The organism is Citrobacter sp. XT1-2-2 (genome assembly GCF_023516235.1).
GTDB classification, from domain to species: domain Bacteria; phylum Pseudomonadota; class Gammaproteobacteria; order Enterobacterales; family Enterobacteriaceae; genus Citrobacter; species Citrobacter werkmanii.
In genome coordinates, this window is sequence record NZ_CP097324.1 from 2211819 (window position 1) to 2230169 (window position 18351).

The window sequence follows — 18351 nt, forward strand, 5'->3', positions numbered from 1 at the left end:
GACATGACAACATCCTGTGAGAACGGTGCTCGCAATATGCCTGGCAGGGGGGATACCCCTTAATACCCACTTATAAAGAATTTAACATTTACATGATAAGTGGATTTTAAAAAGTTATTTAAATTCAATGCTTTAATTAATTCAGTGATATCCCACTTAGGGGGTATGTGAAAAACACCCCTCATTTTTCATCCCTGTCTGCCTTGATCGTTATCAATTCTCACGCCCTTTCAGAGCGTTACCTTCGCTGGCAAATAAGCAATGTCGATTTATCAGAGAGCCGTCAGGCTCCTACAGGAGAAAACCGATGAGTAAATTCCTGGACCGGTTTCGCTACTTCAAGCAGAAGGGCGAAACCTTTGCCGATGGGCACGGCCAGCTTCTCAATACCAACAGGGACTGGGAGGACGGATATCGCCAGCGTTGGCAGCATGACAAAGTCGTGCGTTCAACCCACGGCGTAAACTGCACCGGTTCATGCAGCTGGAAAATCTATGTGAAAAATGGTCTGGTGACCTGGGAAACCCAGCAAACTGACTACCCACGCACCCGTCCAGATATGCCAAACCACGAGCCTCGCGGCTGCCCGCGTGGTGCGAGCTATTCCTGGTATCTCTACAGCGCTAACCGTCTGAAATACCCGCTGATGCGCAAACGTCTGATGAAGATGTGGCGTGAAGCCAAAAAACTGCACAGCGATCCGGTAGATGCCTGGGCATCCATTATCGAAGACGCCGACAAAGCAAAAAGCTTCAAACAAGCGCGTGGTCGTGGCGGCTTCGTTCGCTCCTCCTGGCAGGAAGTCAATGAACTGATTGCCGCTTCTAACGTGTACACCATCAAAACCTATGGTCCTGACCGCGTCGCAGGCTTCTCGCCGATCCCGGCGATGTCGATGGTTTCTTACGCATCCGGCGCACGCTATATGTCGCTGATTGGCGGTACCTGCCTGAGCTTCTATGACTGGTACTGCGACCTGCCGCCGGCTTCTCCGCAAACCTGGGGCGAACAGACCGACGTCCCTGAATCCGCTGACTGGTACAACTCCAGCTACATTCTTGCATGGGGTTCTAACGTCCCGCAGACCCGTACTCCGGATGCGCACTTCTTTACTGAAGTTCGCTATAAAGGCACCAAAACGGTAGCGATTACGCCGGACTACGCGGAAATCGCCAAACTGTGCGACCTGTGGCTGGCGCCGAAGCAGGGGACCGATGCGGCGATGGCAATGGCGATGGGTCACGTCATGTTGCGCGAGTTCCACCTCGATAACCCGAGCCAGTACTTCACCGACTACGTTCGTCGTTATACTGACATGCCAATGCTGGTGATGCTCGAAGAGCGCGACGGCTATTATGCTGCTGGTCGTATGCTGCGTGCAGCGGATCTGGTTGACTCTCTGGGCCAGGAAAATAACCCGGAATGGAAAACCGTCGCTATCAACAGCAACGGTGAAATGGTTGCGCCAAACGGTTCAATTGGTTTCCGTTGGGGCGAAAAGGGTAAATGGAACCTCGAGCAGCGCGACGGTACATCGGGCGATGAAACCGAACTGCAACTCAGTCTGCTCGGTAGCCAGGATGACATCGCTGAAGTCGGCTTCCCCTATTTTGGCGGCGAAGGTACCGAACACTTCAATAAAGTTGAACTGGAAAACATTCTGCTGCACAAATTGCCGGTTAAACGTCTGCAACTGGCCGACGGTTCTACCGCGCTGGTGACGACCGTTTACGATCTGACCATGGCCAACTACGGTCTGGAACGCGGTCTGAACGATGAAAACTGTGCAACCAGCTACGATGACCTGAAAGCGTATACGCCGGCATGGGCAGAGAAAATTACCGGTGTATCGCGCGCTCAAATCGTGCGCATCGCCCGCGAATTTGCGGATAACGCCGATAAAACGCACGGTCGTTCGATGATTATCGTCGGTGCAGGTCTGAACCACTGGTACCACCTCGATATGAACTATCGCGGCCTGATCAATATGCTGGTGTTCTGCGGCTGTATCGGCCAGAGCGGCGGTGGTTGGGCCCACTATGTCGGGCAGGAAAAACTGCGCCCGCAAACCGGCTGGCAGCCGCTGGCGTTTGCGCTGGACTGGCAGCGTCCGCCTCGTCATATGAACAGCACCTCTTACTTCTATAACCACTCCAGCCAATGGCGCTATGAGACGGTTACCGCACAGGAATTGCTGTCCCCGATGGCAGACAAATCCCGTTATAGCGGTCATTTGATTGACTTCAACGTTCGCGCTGAACGAATGGGGTGGTTACCGTCTGCACCGCAGTTAGGGACTAACCCGCTGCGTATCGCTGAAGAAGCGCAGAAAGCCGGCATGACGCCGGTGGATTACACCGTTAACGCCCTGAAAGACGGTTCTCTTCGCTTTGCGGCGGAACAGCCGGAAAACGGCAAAAACCATCCGCGTAACCTGTTTATCTGGCGTTCCAACCTGCTCGGATCTTCCGGTAAGGGCCACGAGTACATGCTGAAGTACCTGCTGGGTACTGAACACGGTATTCAGGGGAAAGATCTCGGCCAGCAGAGCGGCGTGAAGCCAGAAGAAGTGGAATGGCAGGGCAACGGACTGGACGGCAAGCTGGATCTGGTGGTGACGCTGGACTTCCGTCTGTCGAGTACCTGTCTGTATTCCGATATCGTGCTGCCGACCGCAACCTGGTATGAAAAAGACGACATGAATACCTCGGATATGCATCCGTTTATTCATCCGTTGTCTGCCGCCGTTGACCCGGCCTGGGAATCGAAGAGCGACTGGGAAATCTATAAAGCCATCGCGAAGAAATTCTCTGAAGTGTGCGTGGGCCACCTCGGTAAAGAAACCGACGTTGTTACGCTGCCGATTCAGCACGACTCCGCCGCTGAGCTGGCGCAGCCGCTGGACGTGAAGGACTGGAAAAAAGGTGAGTGCGACCTGATTCCTGGCGTTACCGCGCCGCACATCATGACCGTAGAGCGTGATTATCCGGCAACCTATGAACGCTTTACCTCCATCGGCCCGCTGATGGAAAAAATCGGTAACGGCGGGAAAGGGATTGCTTGGAATACCCAGAGCGAAATGGATCTGCTGCGTAAGCTCAACTACACCAAGGCTGAAGGCCCGGCGAAAGGCCAGCCCTGGCTTAATACCGCCATTGATGCCGCCGAGATGATCCTCACCCTGGCGCCGGAAACTAACGGTCAGGTAGCCGTTAAAGCCTGGGCTGCGCTGAGTGAATTTACCGGTCGTGACCATACGCATCTGGCGCTAAATAAAGAAGACGAAAAAATTCGTTTCCGCGATATACAGGCGCAGCCGCGCAAAATTATCTCCAGCCCGACATGGTCAGGCCTGGAAGATGAACATGTGTCTTATAACGCCGGTTATACCAACGTTCATGAGCTGATCCCATGGCGTACGCTGTCTGGTCGCCAGCAGTTGTATCAGGATCACCAGTGGATGCGTGATTTCGGTGAAAGCCTGCTGGTTTACCGTCCGCCAATCGATACCCGTTCAGTGAAAGCGGTGATCGGCGAGAAGTCTAACGGTAACCCGGAAAAAGCGCTCAACTTCCTGACGCCGCACCAGAAATGGGGTATCCACTCCACCTACAGCGACAACCTGCTGATGCTGACATTGTCACGCGGTGGTCCGATCGTCTGGATGAGTGAAACGGATGCGAAAGACCTGGGTATCGAAGATAACGACTGGATCGAGGTCTTCAACAGCAACGGTGCATTAACTGCCCGCGCTGTTGTCAGCCAGCGTGTGCCGGCCGGGATGACCATGATGTACCACGCGCAGGAACGTATCGTTAACCTGCCGGGTTCAGAAATCACCCAGCAGCGTGGCGGGATCCACAACTCGGTGACCCGTATTACGCCGAAACCGACCCATATGATCGGCGGCTATGCACAGTTGGCCTACGGCTTTAACTACTACGGCACCGTCGGTTCAAACCGCGATGAGTTCGTCGTTGTACGTAAGATGAAGAACATTAACTGGTTGGATGGCGAAGGCAATGACCAGGTACAGGAGAGCGTAAAATGAAAATTCGTTCACAAGTCGGCATGGTGCTGAATCTTGATAAGTGCATCGGCTGCCACACCTGTTCAGTGACCTGTAAAAACGTCTGGACCAGCCGTGAAGGTATGGAGTACGCCTGGTTCAATAACGTGGAAAGTAAGCCTGGCGTCGGTTTCCCCAATGACTGGGAAAATCAGGAAAAATGGAAGGGCGGCTGGATCCGTAAAATCAACGGTAAACTGCAACCGCGCATGGGTAACCGTGCGCTGCTGCTGGGTAAAATCTTTGCTAACCCGCATCTACCGGGTATGGATGACTACTACGAGCCGTTTGATTTCGACTATCAGAATCTGCACACCGCGCCGGAAGGCAGCAAAGCGCAGCCGATTGCCCGTCCGCGCTCGTTGATTACCGGTCAGCGGATGGACAAAATCACCAGCGGTCCGAACTGGGAAGAAATTCTGGGCGGCGAATTCGAAAAACGCGCCAAGGACCAGAACTTCGAAAACATGCAGAAGGCGATGTACGGCCAGTTCGAAAACACCTTCATGATGTACCTGCCGCGCCTGTGCGAGCACTGCCTTAACCCGGCGTGTGTGGCGACCTGCCCGAGTGGTGCTATCTACAAGCGTGAAGAAGATGGCATCGTGCTGATCGACCAGGACAAGTGCCGCGGCTGGCGTATGTGCATCACCGGCTGCCCGTACAAGAAGATTTACTTCAACTGGAAGAGCGGGAAGTCCGAGAAGTGCATTTTCTGCTACCCGCGTATCGAAGCGGGTCAACCGACCGTTTGCTCCGAAACCTGTGTTGGCCGTATCCGTTATCTCGGCGTACTGCTGTATGACGCAGATGCGATCGAAAGCGCGGCCAGCACTGAGCACGAAAAAGATTTGTACCAGCGTCAACTGGACGTGTTCCTCGATCCGAACGATCCGGCTGTCATTGAACAGGCGCTAAAAGATGGTATTCCACTGAGCGTCATCGATGCTGCACAACAGTCTCCGGTTTACAAAATGGCGATGGACTGGAAGCTGGCGCTGCCGCTGCATCCGGAATACCGCACGCTGCCGATGGTCTGGTACGTGCCGCCTTTGTCACCGATTCAATCTGCCGCCGATGCGGGCGAGCTTGGCAGCAACGGCATTCTGCCGGATGTAGACAGTCTGCGTATCCCGGTTCAGTACCTGGCGAACCTGTTGACCGCTGGCGACACTCAGCCGGTACTGTTGGCGCTGAAACGTATGCTGGCAATGCGTCACTACAAACGTGCGGAAACTGTTGACGGAAAAGTTGATACCCGTGCGCTGGAAGAGGTGGGATTAAGCGAAGCGCAGGCACAGGAAATGTATCGTTACCTGGCGATTGCTAATTACGAAGATCGTTTCGTGGTGCCAAGCAGCCATCGTGAACTGGCGCGTGAGGCATTCCCGGAGAAAAGCGGTTGTGGCTTTACCTTCGGCGATGGTTGCCACGGTTCTGATACCAAATTCAATCTGTTCAACAGCCGCCGCATCGACGCTGTTGATGTGACCAGCAAAACGGAGCCGCACCAATGATTGAACTCGTCATTGTTTCGCGTCTGCTCGAGTACCCGGATGCTGCCTTATGGCAGCATCAGCAGGAGCTTTTCGATGCACTCGCGTCATCTGAGAACCTGGATAAAGAGGATGCCCAGACCCTGGGCGTTTTCCTGCGCGATTTAACCGCGCAGGACATGCTGGATGTACAGGCCGCTTACAGCGAACTGTTTGACCGGGGCCGCGCCACATCGCTGCTGCTGTTTGAACATGTCCACGGGGAGTCCCGCGATCGCGGTCAGGCGATGGTTGACCTGATGGCACAGTATGAACAGCACGGTTTGCAGCTCGACAGCCGTGAACTTCCCGATCATCTGCCGCTGTATCTGGAATACCTTGCGCAGTTGCCGAAAAGCGAAGCGTTAGGTGGTTTACAGGATATCGCGCCGATTCTGGCTTTGCTCAGCGCTCGCTTGCAACAGCGTGAAAGCCGTTATGCGGTGCTGTTTGATCTGCTGCTAAAACTGGCAAATACCGTTATCGACAGCGACAAAGTGGCTGAAAAAATTGCGGATGAAGCGCGTGATGATACACCGCAAGCGCTTGATGCGGTCTGGGAAGAAGAGCAGGTGAAATTCTTCGCCGATCAGGGGTGTGGCGAGTCGGAAATCTCCGCTCACCAGCGTCGTTTTGCCGGGGCCGTTGCGCCGCAGTATCTGAATATCACCACCGGAGGACAGCAATAATGCACTTCCTGAATACGTTCTTCTTTGACATCTATCCGTACATCGCGGGTTCTGTCTTTCTGATCGGCAGTTGGCTGCGTTATGACTATGGACAATATACCTGGCGCGCGGCGTCCAGTCAGATGCTGGATCGCAAAGGGATGAACCTGGCGTCAAACCTGTTTCATATCGGGATCCTGGGCATTTTTGCCGGGCACTTTCTGGGCATGTTGACGCCGCACTGGATGTACGAAGCGTGGCTACCGCTGGAAGTGAAACAAAAGATGGCTATGTTTGCGGGCGGCGCCTCAGGCGTGATGTGTCTGGTCGGCGGCGTGCTGCTGCTGAAACGTCGTCTGTTCAGCCCACGCGTGCGGGCCACCACCACTGGTGCGGATATTCTGGTGCTGTCCATTCTGGTTATCCAGTGTGCTCTTGGCCTGCTGACTATTCCGTTCTCCGCTCAGCATATGGACGGTAGCGAGATGATGAAACTGGTGAACTGGGCGCAAACGGTGGTGACCTTCCACGGCGGCGCGTCTGAATATCTGGATGGCGTGGCGTTTATCTTCCGCATGCACTTGGTGTTGGGTATGACGCTGTTCCTGCTGTTCCCGTTCTCGCGTCTGGTGCACATCTGGAGCGTTCCGGTCGAGTATCTGACCCGCAAATACCAGATTGTACGCGCGCGTCACTAATCGGTTATCAGTGTAAGACAAAACCCTGCTCCGGCGGGGTTTTTTTATGCCTGTTTGCCGGATGACGGCGTAACCGCCTTATCCGGCCTACGCAGACGTCAGCTCTCTGTAGGCCTGATAAGCGCAGCGCATCAGGCCTATTGCGGGCACGATAGGGCATTGCAGTTGGATTGGGTGTCGATGCTTTATGAAAAGATGGTGGTGGGGGAAGGATGACTCCGCGCTGTGCGTTTCGCCCTTCGGGTCGTTGCCTGCGGCAACGCTTTCTCGCTGACGCTCGAACCGAACCTTAATCGAAGCTTCTCATCCTTCCCGCATGGGCAGAATATAGTGCAATAAGGTTTGATTTTGCTGAAGTGCGACAGGGAAATGATGGTGGTGGGGGAAGGATTCGAACCTTCGAAGTCGATGACGGCAGATTTACAGTCTGCTCCCTTTGGCCGCTCGGGAACCCCACCAGGGGTATACTTATTTTTGAGAACTTACAAGAATGAATGGTGGTGGGGGAAGGATTCGAACCTTCGAAGTCGATGACGGCAGATTTACAGTCTGCTCCCTTTGGCCGCTCGGGAACCCCACCACAGGGTAAATTCATTATGCTGCTTGCATTCTATAGCGGGAAGGATTATTCGGAGCTAAAGCTCCTCACCCTTCGGGCCGTTGCCTGCGGCAACGTTCTCTCACTATCGCTCGAGTCGAACCTTGAAGTCGATGACGGCAGATTTGCAGTCAGCTCCCTTATGATCGCTCGGGAACCCCACCACGGGGTAATGCTTATTACTGGCCTGCTTCTGTTGGAAGCGGGGCGCATCATAACAGATGATGCGCCCCTGTAAAGTATTCCGTTGATAAAAAAGAACTGGTTGCCTGATTTTTACGCGTAAAGATGTAAAGGTAACCAATTAAATTATCAATCGATTACAGAATGATCGTTCGGTTACCATAAACAAATACGCGTTGAGCCAGAACCTGATACAGCGCGCGACTTAATACATTTTTTTCAACGTCACGGCCGGCACGCATCATGTCTTCTGCGGTGTAGGTGTGATCAACATGAATTACGTCCTGCATAATGATAGGGCCTTCATCGAGGTTATCATTCACATAGTGGGCCGTTGCGCCAATGATCTTCACCCCGCGCTCGTAAGCCTGGTGGTATGGGCGAGCGCCAATAAATGCCGGCAGGAATGAATGGTGAATATTGATAATCTTATTCGGGAAGCGTGAAACAAAGGTCGGCGTCAGTACGCGCATGTATTTTGCCAGCACGACATAATCAGGTTGGTGCGCGTCGATAGCATCGGCCATTTTCTGGTCGTGTTCGTCACGGGTTAAACCTTCGTGACTGACCAGTTCAAACGGAATATCAAAGCGCTCAACCAAAGGACGCAGCGTCTCGTGGTTACCGATCACCGCAGCGATTTCAACATCCAGCCCGCCATAATTGGCCTTCATTAACAGATCGCCCAGACAATGCGCTTCCTTGGTCACTAAAATAACGATACGGCGGCGTCCTGCCGGCGTTAATTCACGGATGGAACCATCTGGTAAGGCGCTATCAAGATCGGCAAGCAGCGTGACATCATTAAAAATGCCCTCCAGCTCGGTACGCATAAAAAAGCGCCCGGTACGGTGGTCCACGAACTCATTATTCTGCACGATATTCAGTTCATGCTTGTAACAGATATTTGTAATGCGCGCGATCAGACCTTTTTGGTCCGGGCAAATAGTACGCAGCACTTTTCGTTGTAATGAATGCATTTGCAGCGGTGATCCTATTGAGAATGTTTGCAAAATTGATACTGTCGGGCGTTGATTAGCCGCAGCACTTCTTAAATTTTTTACCCGAGCCACAAGGGCAGGTGTCGTTTCGTCCAATTTGAGGGCGTGTACCGTCTATATAGTACCACTGACCGTTTTCTTTTAAAAAACGAGAGCGTTCGATAATTGCGCCAGTTTTTCCCTGTTCAGAAAACCGCGCGACAAAACTGACGTAGCCAATATTTTCTGAATCTGCCGTGTGTTGCTCAAAAACGGTCAGCCCCAGCCATTCGGTATGCGTAAATCCTGCGATAATGTCGTCACGAAACGCAGCGGCATGGCAGTCCGGATGCCAGGTCTTGATAAGGTAATCTGCGTCTTTCATCACAAAAGCGCAGTAACGAGAACGCATGAGGTGTGACGGCGTAGGTGCTACTTGCGCGCCGGACACATAACGGTAGCAACATAGGCTATACTCGACAGCGCTACCACAGGGACAAAGCTGAGACACAAAGTACTCCCTGGAATAAAAAAACGGCGTAAAAACGCCAGGGTGGCACTATGTTAACTGAGCGGTAGCGATGTTGCTACGTCTGCAAGCCAGGGGAAGTTTGTACGTACAATGAGAAAAATTAAAATTGGGCTGGCGCTAGGTTCCGGCGCGGCGCGCGGCTGGTCGCATATCGGCGTGATTAAAGCCCTTAAGCATATGGGGATTGATGTTGATATTGTGGCAGGGTGCTCCATTGGTTCGCTGGTTGGCGCTGCCTACGCCTGCAATAAGTTGCCTGCACTCGAACAGTGGGTTTGTTCATTCAGTTATTGGGACGTCTTACGCCTGATGGATCTCTCCTGGCGCAGGGGAGGACTACTGCGCGGAGAACGGGTGTTCAACCAGTACCGTAATGTCATGCCGGTAGAAGCGATTGAACAATGCACACGCCGTTTCGCAACTGTTGCAACCAATTTAAGTACGGGTCGGGAACTCTGGTTCACCGAAGGTGATTTGCACCTGGCTGTCCGGGCATCCTGCAGTATTCCTGGTCTGATGTCCCCTGTAGCGCATAATGGCTACTGGTTGGTCGATGGCGCGGTGGTGAATCCCGTCCCCGTTTCCCTGACGCGTGCGCTGGGCGCCGATATCGTTATTGCGGTCGACCTGCAACACGATGCGCACCTTATGCAGCAAGATTTACTCTCCTTCAACGTCAGTAGCGATGCTGAATCAGGCGATGGCGCTGACGAACTCTCATGGCATGGCCGTCTGAAAGAGCGTCTGAGCAACATTACGGCGAGGCGGACAGTGACCGCGCCGACGGCGATGGAGATCATGACAACCTCTATTCAGGTTCTGGAAAATCGTCTGAAACGTAACCGTATGGCTGGCGACCCGCCTGATATCCTGATTCAGCCGTTTTGTCCGCAAATATCCACGCTGGATTTCCACCGCGCCAGTGCAGCAATTGCTGCCGGGCAGTTGGCGGTTGAGAAGAAAATGGATGAGCTTCTACCTCTGGTGAAGACCAACGTCTAGGCATTTTTTATCAATACTTAAGTTAAATCTGACAGGCGTGAGTAGCAATAGCATGCCACTATTTATTAAAGCCAGTCAGGGGGGAGAATATGACGCAGCCATTGGTCGGAAAACAGATTCTTATCGTTGAGGATGAGCCGGTATTCCGCTCACTCATGGACTCATGGTTTTCCTCTTTGGGAGCGACAACGGCGGTGGCCGGCGATGGGCTTGAAGCACTGGATTTACTTGGCCATTTTACGCCTGACTTGATGATCTGCGACCTGGCAATGCCACGAATGAACGGTCTTAAACTGGTTGAGTATTTACGCAATCGGGGCGATCAAACGCCAATACTGGTGATTTCAGCGACGGAAAACATGTCTGATATAGCCAAAGCGCTGCGACTCGGTGTGGACGACGTTCTTCTGAAACCGGTGAAGGATCTTAATCGTCTGCGAGAAACGGTTTTTGCGTGCCTGTATCCCAATATGTTCAATTCGCGGGTTGAAGAAGAAGAGCGGCTGTTTCGCGACTGGGATGCCATGGTGGACGATCCTGCCGCTGCAGCAAAGCTGTTGCAGGAGCTACAGCCTCCTGTATCGCAAGTGATTTCACAATGTCGCATAAACTATCGGCAATTGGTTGCCGCCGATCAACCGGGACTGGTGCTGGATATTGCGCCGCTGTCGGATCACGACCTTGCTTTTTATTGTCTGGATGTCACGCGGGCAGGGGATAATGGCGTGCTGGCCGCATTATTACTGCGAGCCCTATTTAACGGTTTGCTGCAGGAGCAACTGACGCAACAAAATCAGCGGCTGCCAGAGTTAGGGGCATTATTGAAACAGGTGAACCATTTGCTGCGTCAGGCTAATTTACCCGGCCAGTTTCCCTTGCTGGTAGGGTATTACCACAGCGGGTTAAAAAACCTGATTCTGGTATCAGCAGGACTGAATGCGACATTAAATACCGGTTCCCATCAGGTACAAATCAGCAATGGCGTACCGTTGGGAACGCTTGGCAATACCTATCTTAATCAGTTGAGCCAGCGCTGTGAGTCATGGCAGTGCCAAATTTGGGGGGCGGGTGGTCGCCTGCGCCTGATGTTGTCTGCGGAATGAACAATTGAGCGAGGGAGGAATGAAATTGCTTCACCTCCCTCATGCTGCGAGTGCTACTATCAGCGCCAGATTTATTCGTATTTGTCTTAATTATACCGACGTGCGTCCTTTTCAGACCAGAGGCTTACCGCTGTACTGATATACTTGGATGCGATACAGATTGATGAACACGTTCAATACATGAACAGTCCAGGAGAGTTTTAAATGGCTGCTATTAATTCAAAAGTCAAAAAGGCCGTTATCCCGGTTGCGGGATTAGGAACCAGGATGTTACCGGCTACGAAGGCAATCCCGAAAGAGATGCTACCGTTGGTTGATAAGCCATTAATTCAGTACGTGGTAAACGAATGTATTGCTGCGGGTATCACTGAAATTGTACTTGTAACTCACTCGTCTAAAAATTCCATTGAAAACCACTTCGATACCAGCTTTGAGTTAGAAGCTATGCTGGAAAAACGTGTAAAACGTCAGCTGCTGGAAGAAGTGCAATCTATTTGTCCGCCGCATGTCACTATTATGCAGGTACGTCAGGGGCTGGCTAAAGGTCTGGGTCACGCTGTATTGTGCGCGCACCCGGTTGTTGGCGATGAACCGGTTGCGGTTATTCTGCCAGACGTAATTCTGGATGAATATGAATCAGATTTATCCCGTGAAAACCTCGCCGAAATGATTCATCGTTTTGATGAAACCGGCAGCAGCCAGATTATGGTCGAGCCCGTAGAAGATGTTACCGCTTATGGCGTAGTGGATTGTAAAGGCGTTGAATTAGCGCCGGGCGAAAGCGTGCCGATGGTTGGCGTTGTTGAAAAGCCGAAAGCGAATGTTGCGCCATCTAATTTGGCAGTCGTGGGCCGCTATGTTCTCAGTGCGGATATCTGGCCTCTGCTGGCAAAAACGCCTCCGGGAGCGGGTGACGAAATTCAGCTCACTGACGCTATCGATATGCTGATTGAAAAAGAAACGGTTGAAGCCTATCACATGAAGGGCAAAAGCCATGACTGTGGTAATAAGCTGGGCTATATGCAGGCGTTCGTTGAATATGGTATTCGCCATAATACCCTCGGCGCTGAATTTAAAGCCTGGCTGGAAGAAGAGATGGGTATTAAGAAGTAACCGCCAGTAATTATCAGGTCAGAGCGGCGCTGTTAATCCAGCGCCGTTTTTTTTATACCTAATCCGGGTAGGGGCCATGCGAAGTACAGGTAAAAAAAATCCCGCCAGTGGCGGGATTTTAAGCAAACCATTTCTGAATTATTCCTTGATCAGGAAATCGTCCAGTTGTTTACCTTGTTCTTCCATCGCTTTTTTGATCACAGCCGGTGTACGACCCTGGCCAGTCCAGGTTTTAGTTTCACCGTTTTCGTCAACATAGCTATATTTAGCCGGACGCGCAGCGCGTTTAGCTTTGGTGCCAGATTTAACAGCAGCCATGCTATTCAGCAGCTCGTTCGGATCAATACCGTCAGCAATCAGCATTTCACGATATTGTTGCAGTTTACGAGTACGTTCTTCAACTTCAGCAGCGGCAGCGCTTTCTTCTTCACGACGCTCGCTAACTACAACTTCTAATTTTTCCAGCATTTCTTCAAGCGTTTCCAGAGTACATTCTCTTGCCTGCGCACGAAGAGTACGGATGTTGTTCAGAATTTTAAGTGCTTCGCTCATTGTAGTAATCTCAAACTTATATTGGGGGTGGTTTGTTGAGCTAATAATAGAGCGATAATTTCAGTTGTGCAATAGCCAGGAATGTAAGGAATTCAAAATTGCGCTTTATTTAGTATCAGAATTAATTCCTCTGTCTTAAATTCTCCGTGATGTTGGGCATAAAAAAGGCTTATTGGCGGGGGGGCTTCTCAACGGTTGAGAGTAAAAATTCAAGATTCAGGTCACATTTTATCGTGTTCAAATAGTATCACTTTGCAGTGATTTCAACCTTTTGTATTAGTTTTTCTTACGTGAATTCGCTATTACATGGCGGCGGTGGGGCGATTCAATAACAATAAGGGAACGGTTTCTTAATTGTCGACCCTTGATAAGCGAGGCCGATCAATTTCATGAGCACTATTTGTGAAAGAATGTGTATATACGGTTCAGCCCCAGCCTGTTTGGGTTAAGACGTCGCGCTATCATACTCCCAGCCATAAAGAGCACCTGCATTCTCTGGTTATTAAGGCGGCGCTGAGCGAGTCGGTACGCTTCTTTATACGTCTTTCGGGACAACGCTGCACCGACATGTTCGTGAAATATGCTACAATCCCGCCCATATTTATTTCCCCAGATGAGGGCCTACGGTCAATGGCACAGCTATATTTTTACTATTCTGCAATGAATGCCGGTAAGTCGACTGCATTGCTGCAATCTTCGTACAATTATCAGGAACGTGGAATGCGCGCTGTAGTATATACAGCGGAAATTGATGACCGTTTTGGCACTGGAAAAGTAAGTTCACGTATAGGTCTATCGTCACCTGCAAAATTGTTTAACCAAAATTCATCATTGTTCGAAGAGATTCGCGCCGACAATGCGCAGCAAAGAATTCACTGTGTACTGGTTGATGAGTCTCAGTTTCTGACGCGACAACAGGTTTATGAATTATCTGAAGTTGTCGATCGGCTGGATATTCCCGTGTTGTGTTACGGTTTACGCACCGATTTTCGTGGTGAGCTATTCTGCGGCAGTGAATACCTGCTTGCGTGGTCAGATAAGCTGGTTGAATTAAAAACTATTTGCTTCTGTGGCCGTAAGGCCAGCATGGTGCTACGTCTTGATCAGGCCGGAAGACCTTTTAACGAAGGCGAGCAGGTGGTTATAGGCGGAAACGAGCGCTATGTGTCGGTATGCCGTAAGCATTATAAGCAAGCGCAGTCTGAAGGCTCTCTGACGGCAATACAAGAACGACACAGCCACGATTAACCCTATGCGCTTCTGGGCGCTTATAAACACAGGGTAGGCCACAACCATTCATGCGTGTCTCTACCCTGTCACACGCTCTTCTGACGCCATCCTGGCTTCCTCCCTGCAAGTAATCTTCACCAGGCCATATCTCACAAGTGGTTGAGTCAGGTATTACCTGATTTTGGTCGTGTAAGGTACAAAAAAAACGGTCCCGAAAAGGGACCGTTTATAGTCAGACTAAAACTTTTCTGAAGGAATTAAGCGGATTTCTTCGCTTTTTTCTCAGCTTTCGGTGCAGCTACTGCTTCAGCCTTAGCGGTGGTTTCACCTTCGCTGTACTCACGGCCGTAGTAGGTATCCAGCAGAATCTGCTTCAGCTCAGCAATCAGCGGATAACGCGGGTTAGCACCAGTACACTGGTCGTCAAACGCATCTTCAGACAGTTTGTCAACGTGTGCCAGGAAGTCAGCTTCCTGCACGCCAGCTTCACGGATAGACTTAGGAATACCCAGTTCAGCTTTGATTTCGTCCAGCCAGCCCAGCAGTTTCTGGATTTTCGCGGCAGTACGGTCGCCCGGTGCGCTCAGACCCAGGTGGTCGGCGATTTCAGCATAGCGACGACGCGCCTGCGGACGGTCGTACTGGCTGAATGCTGTCTGTTTGGTCGGGTTGTCGTTCGCGTTGTAACGAATAACGTTGCTGATCAGCAGGGCGTTCGCCAAACCGTGAGGAATGTGGAACTGAGAACCCAGCTTGTGCGCCATGGAGTGACATACACCCAGGAAGGCGTTCGCAAATGCGATACCGGCGATGGTCGCTGCACTGTGTACACGCTCACGGGCTACCGGGTTCTTGGAACCTTCGTGGTAGGACGCTGGCAGGTTTTCTTTCAGCAGTTTCAGCGCCTGCAGAGCCTGACCGTCAGAGAACTCAGAAGCCAGTACGGAAACGTAAGCTTCCAGAGCGTGAGTAACGGCATCCAGACCACCGAACGCACACAGGGACTTCGGCATATCCATCACCAGGTTGGCATCGACAATCGCCATATCCGGGGTCAGGGCGTAGTCAGCCAGCGGATATTTCTGACCGGTTGCATCGTCGGTCACAACCGCAAACGGTGTTACTTCAGAACCGGTACCGGAAGTGGTGGTGACGGCGATCATTTTCGCTTTCACGCCCATTTTCGGGAACTTGTAGATACGTTTACGGATATCCATAAAGCGCAGCGCCAGTTCTTCGAAGTGGGTTTCCGGGTGTTCGTACATAACCCACATAATTTTCGCGGCGTCCATCGGGGAACCACCACCCAGCGCGATAATCACGTCTGGTTTGAAGGAGTTAGCCAGCTCAGCGCCTTTACGAACAACGGTCAGAGTCGGGTCAGCTTCAACTTCAAAGAACACTTCGGTTTCAACGCCAGCCGCTTTCAGAACAGAGGTGATCTGGTCAGCATAGCCATTGTTAAACAGGAAGCGGTCGGTCACGATCAGCGCACGTTTGTGACCATCAGTAATCACTTCATCCAGCGCGATTGGCAGAGAGCCACGACGGAAGTAGATAGATTTCGGAAGTTTGTGCCACAACATGTTTTCAGCTCGCTTAGCAACGGTTTTCTTGTTGATCAGGTGCTTAGGACCAACGTTTTCAGAGATGGAGTTACCACCCCAGGAACCACAACCCAGAGTCAGGGAAGGTGCGAGTTTGAAGTTGTACAGGTCACCGATACCACCCTGAGAAGCAGGGGTGTTAATCAGGATACGCGCGGTTTTCATCATCTGACCGAAGTAAGCAACGCGTTCTGGCTGGTTATCCTGGTCGGTGTACAGGCAAGAGGTATGACCGATACCGCCCATCGCAACCAGTTTTTCAGCTTTGTCCACTGCGTCTTCGAAGTCTTTCGCACGATACATAGCCAGCGTCGGAGACAGTTTTTCGTGAGCAAACGGTTCGCTTTCGTCAACAACCTTAACTTCACCAATCAGAATCTTAGTGGTTTCTGGTACGGAGAAGCCTGCCAGTTCAGCAATTTTGTAGGCTGGCTGACCAACGATAGCGGCGTTCAGCGCGCCATTTTTCAGGATAACGTCCTGAACAGCTTTCAGCTCTTTGCCCTGCAGCAGGTAGCCGCCGTGAGTGGCGAAACGCTCACGTACTGCGTCGTATACAGAGTCAACCACGACAACAGACTGTTCAGAAGCACAGATTACGCCGTTATCGAAGGTTTTAGACATCAGAACAGATGCAACAGCACGTTTGATATCAGCGGTTTCGTCGATAACAACAGGGGTGTTACCTGCGCCTACGCCGATTGCCGGTTTACCGGAGCTGTATGCCGCTTTAACCATGCCTGGACCACCGGTCGCAAGGATCAGGTTGATGTCCGGGTGGTGCATCAGCGCGTTAGACAGTTCTACGGAAGGTTGATCGATCCAGCCGATCAAATCTTTCGGTGCGCCAGCAGCGATTGCCGCTTGCAGAACGATGTCAGCAGCTTTGTTAGTGGCATCTTTAGCACGCGGATGCGGAGAGAAGATGATGGCGTTACGGGTCTTCAGGCTGATCAACGATTTGAAGATAGCAGTAGAAGTCGGGTTAGTGGTTGGAACGATACCGCAGATGATACCAATCGGTTCAGCAATAGTAATGGTACCGAAAGTGTCGTCTTCAGACAGCACTCCACAGGTTTTTTCATCTTTGTAAGCGTTGTAAATGTATTCAGAAGCAAAGTGGTTTTTAATCACTTTATCTTCGACAATGCCCATGCCAGATTCGGCAACGGCCATTTTCGCGAGAGGGATTCGAGCGTCTGCGGCAGCCAGAGCGGCGGCGCGGAAGATTTTGTCAACCTGTTCTTGAGTGAAACTGGCATATTCACGCTGGGCTTTTTTTACGCGCTCTACAAGTGCGTTAAGTTCAGCGACATTAGTAACAGCCATAATGCTCTCCTGATAATGTTAAACTTTTTTAGTAAATCATCTGCTCGATACGAGAGTATAGACAGACCGACGAAAATTTGTGTAACGGTTTGAAAATCAAACGGTTAATTAACGTCCACTTTACCTTGATTTACTAAAAGAGCTTATACGCAAGCGCCAGATAACTTTTACGCTTTACCTCCAGGGGACGTAAGCAAGGTTACTCACTTCTGAGTAGTAATTGCGTGATCTGGATCAAGATTTCGCAAAGCTGACACCTTTCAGCAGGCCCTTTTAGCGTTTCTCGGTAAGTGTTAAAAAATTGAGGTGATGAATGCTAATCACATTAGCATATTTAATACATATTAATAACACTAAGTATTAGTAGCGTATTTACGTAGATATACGCAGATAGAAGGTGAAGTATGCTGACAAAAGGCGTATCTTCAGCGCGGATTTTTCCAATTTTTATGACTCATTTTATCCGGCTAACGCTTCGGAGCTAACCGTGATCCAAACGCTATTTGATTTTCCTGTTTATTTTAAATTTTTTATTGGGTTATTTGCCCTGGTTAACCCGGTAGGGATCATCCCGGTCTTTATCAGTATGACCAGCTACCAAACTGCGGCTGCGCGAAACAAAACCAATCTCACGGCAAACCTGTCGGTCGCTATCATCCTGTGGACTTCGCTGTTCCTGGGCGACGGTATCCTGCAACTTTTCGGTATCTCTATAGATTCGTTCAGGATTGCCGGCGGTATTCTGGTTGTGACTATCGCGATGTCGATGATTAGTGGCAAACTTGGCGAAGATAAGCAGAACAAACAGGAAAAATCAGAAACCGCCATTCGTGAAAGCATTGGCGTGGTGCCGTTGGCATTGCCCCTGATGGCGGGACCGGGGGCAATTAGCTCGACCATCGTTTGGGGGACGCGTTACCACAGTGCGATTAATCTGTTTGGCTTTTTTATCGCGATTGCGTTGTTTGCCTTGTGTTGTTGGGGGCTGTTTCGCATGGCGCCGTGGTTAGTGCGCTTGCTGGGGCAAACGGGGATCAACGTTATTACGCGTATTATGGGGCTGTTACTCATGGCCTTAGGGATTGAATTCATTGTTACTGGTATCAAATCCATTTTCCCCGGTTTGCTCGCCTGATATTCCTTCTTCACTAT

General features: G+C 51.1%; 13 protein-coding genes, 2 tRNA genes and 2 other RNA genes. 9 read left to right on the forward strand and 8 right to left on the reverse strand.

Annotation, left to right across the window (positions count from 1 at the left end; genetic code table 11):
- Nucleotides 1-307: 307 nt before the first annotated feature.
- Genes M4I31_RS10480 through narI form a run of 4 tightly spaced genes read left to right on the forward strand, consistent with a single transcriptional unit; the run spans nucleotide 308 to nucleotide 6970 of the window.
- On the forward strand, nucleotides 308-4051 hold the full coding sequence (locus M4I31_RS10480) for a nitrate reductase subunit alpha (RefSeq protein WP_085048090.1): 3744 nt from the start codon (nucleotides 308-310) through the stop codon (nucleotides 4049-4051).
- Entirely contained in the window at nucleotides 4048-5586 is a 1539-nt protein-coding gene (gene narH, locus M4I31_RS10485; RefSeq protein WP_038641118.1) for a nitrate reductase subunit beta, read from the forward strand. The genes M4I31_RS10480 and narH overlap by 4 nt, the downstream gene beginning before the upstream one ends.
- Entirely contained in the window at nucleotides 5583-6293 is a 711-nt protein-coding gene (gene narJ, locus M4I31_RS10490) for a nitrate reductase molybdenum cofactor assembly chaperone (RefSeq protein WP_008784959.1), read from the forward strand. The genes narH and narJ overlap by 4 nt, the downstream gene beginning before the upstream one ends.
- Complete coding sequence (gene narI / locus M4I31_RS10495; RefSeq protein ID WP_038641116.1) at nucleotides 6293-6970, forward strand: respiratory nitrate reductase subunit gamma; 678 nt, start codon at nucleotides 6293-6295, stop codon at nucleotides 6968-6970. The genes narJ and narI overlap by 1 nt, the downstream gene beginning before the upstream one ends.
- A gap of 196 nt (nucleotides 6971-7166) precedes the next feature.
- Here the strand turns inward: narI and M4I31_RS10500 are convergent.
- The 6 genes from M4I31_RS10500 to M4I31_RS10525 form a co-directional block, all read right to left on the reverse strand.
- Nucleotides 7167-7298: non-coding RNA, RtT sRNA (locus M4I31_RS10500), on the reverse strand.
- Between the two features lie 45 nt (nucleotides 7299-7343).
- A tRNA-Tyr gene (locus tag M4I31_RS10505) sits at nucleotides 7344-7428 on the reverse strand.
- Between the two features lie 37 nt (nucleotides 7429-7465).
- A tRNA-Tyr gene (locus tag M4I31_RS10510) sits at nucleotides 7466-7550 on the reverse strand.
- A gap of 28 nt (nucleotides 7551-7578) precedes the next feature.
- Nucleotides 7579-7720, reverse strand: a non-coding RNA gene (locus M4I31_RS10515) — RtT sRNA.
- A 168-nt stretch (nucleotides 7721-7888) separates the two neighbouring features.
- Nucleotides 7889-8731 (reverse strand): formyltetrahydrofolate deformylase, encoded by an 843-nt coding sequence (gene purU / locus M4I31_RS10520; RefSeq protein ID WP_006684274.1) that lies wholly within the window; start codon nucleotides 8729-8731, stop codon nucleotides 7889-7891.
- A 55-nt stretch (nucleotides 8732-8786) separates the two neighbouring features.
- Nucleotides 8787-9242, reverse strand: a complete 456-nt coding sequence (locus M4I31_RS10525; protein ID WP_038641113.1) for a YchJ family protein — start codon at nucleotides 9240-9242, stop codon at nucleotides 8787-8789.
- Nucleotides 9243-9353: 111 nt separating this feature from the next.
- Here M4I31_RS10525 and rssA point away from each other — a divergent pair, with 111 nt between their 5' ends.
- The 3 genes from rssA (at nucleotide 9354) to galU (ending at nucleotide 12481) form a co-directional block, all read left to right on the forward strand.
- A complete protein-coding gene (gene rssA, locus M4I31_RS10530) occupies nucleotides 9354-10265 on the forward strand; it encodes a patatin-like phospholipase RssA (RefSeq protein WP_069324649.1) in 912 nt (303 codons plus the stop codon).
- Nucleotides 10266-10354: 89 nt separating this feature from the next.
- A complete protein-coding gene (gene rssB, locus M4I31_RS10535; protein WP_038641109.1) occupies nucleotides 10355-11368 on the forward strand; it encodes a two-component system response regulator RssB in 1014 nt (337 codons plus the stop codon).
- Nucleotides 11369-11572: 204 nt separating this feature from the next.
- On the forward strand, nucleotides 11573-12481 hold the full coding sequence (gene galU, locus M4I31_RS10540) for a UTP--glucose-1-phosphate uridylyltransferase GalU (protein WP_038641107.1): 909 nt from the start codon (nucleotides 11573-11575) through the stop codon (nucleotides 12479-12481).
- Between the two features lie 138 nt (nucleotides 12482-12619).
- Here galU and hns read toward each other — a convergent pair whose 3' ends face one another.
- On the reverse strand, nucleotides 12620-13033 hold the full coding sequence (hns, locus tag M4I31_RS10545; RefSeq protein ID WP_003020723.1) for a histone-like nucleoid-structuring protein H-NS: 414 nt from the start codon (nucleotides 13031-13033) through the stop codon (nucleotides 12620-12622).
- 630 nt (nucleotides 13034-13663) lie between these two features.
- Between hns and tdk the strand changes: the two genes are divergently transcribed.
- Entirely contained in the window at nucleotides 13664-14281 is a 618-nt protein-coding gene (tdk, locus tag M4I31_RS10550) for a thymidine kinase (RefSeq protein WP_038641106.1), read from the forward strand.
- 239 nt (nucleotides 14282-14520) lie between these two features.
- On the opposite strand, the gene adhE is transcribed toward tdk, so the two are convergent.
- A complete protein-coding gene (gene adhE, locus M4I31_RS10555; RefSeq protein ID WP_038641104.1) occupies nucleotides 14521-17199 on the reverse strand; it encodes a bifunctional acetaldehyde-CoA/alcohol dehydrogenase in 2679 nt (892 codons plus the stop codon).
- A 487-nt stretch (nucleotides 17200-17686) separates the two neighbouring features.
- Between adhE and ychE the strand changes: the two genes are divergently transcribed.
- Nucleotides 17687-18334: an NAAT family transporter YchE gene (gene ychE / locus M4I31_RS10560; RefSeq protein WP_038643209.1), complete on the forward strand. Its 648-nt coding sequence runs from the start codon at nucleotides 17687-17689 to the stop codon at nucleotides 18332-18334.
- Nucleotides 18335-18351 lie beyond the last annotated feature (17 nt).

What these genes read in the sequence shown, in the direction of transcription:
- tdk (WP_038641106.1), top strand. Translation starts at nt 13,664, where the DNA reads ATGGCACAGCTATATTTTTACTATTCTGCAATGAATGCCGGTAAGTCG.
- rssB (WP_038641109.1), top strand. Translation starts at nt 10,355, where the DNA reads ATGACGCAGCCATTGGTCGGAAAACAGATTCTTATCGTTGAGGATGAG.
- adhE (WP_038641104.1), bottom strand. Translation starts at nt 17,199, where the DNA reads ATGGCTGTTACTAATGTCGCTGAACTTAACGCACTTGTAGAGCGCGTA.
- galU (WP_038641107.1), top strand. Translation starts at nt 11,573, where the DNA reads ATGGCTGCTATTAATTCAAAAGTCAAAAAGGCCGTTATCCCGGTTGCG.
- M4I31_RS10480 (WP_085048090.1), top strand. Translation starts at nt 308, where the DNA reads ATGAGTAAATTCCTGGACCGGTTTCGCTACTTCAAGCAGAAGGGCGAA.
- hns (WP_003020723.1), bottom strand. Translation starts at nt 13,033, where the DNA reads ATGAGCGAAGCACTTAAAATTCTGAACAACATCCGTACTCTTCGTGCG.
- purU (WP_006684274.1), bottom strand. Translation starts at nt 8,731, where the DNA reads ATGCATTCATTACAACGAAAAGTGCTGCGTACTATTTGCCCGGACCAA.
- narJ (WP_008784959.1), top strand. Translation starts at nt 5,583, where the DNA reads ATGATTGAACTCGTCATTGTTTCGCGTCTGCTCGAGTACCCGGATGCT.
- narH (WP_038641118.1), top strand. Translation starts at nt 4,048, where the DNA reads ATGAAAATTCGTTCACAAGTCGGCATGGTGCTGAATCTTGATAAGTGC.
- rssA (WP_069324649.1), top strand. Translation starts at nt 9,354, where the DNA reads ATGAGAAAAATTAAAATTGGGCTGGCGCTAGGTTCCGGCGCGGCGCGC.
- narI (WP_038641116.1), top strand. Translation starts at nt 6,293, where the DNA reads ATGCACTTCCTGAATACGTTCTTCTTTGACATCTATCCGTACATCGCG.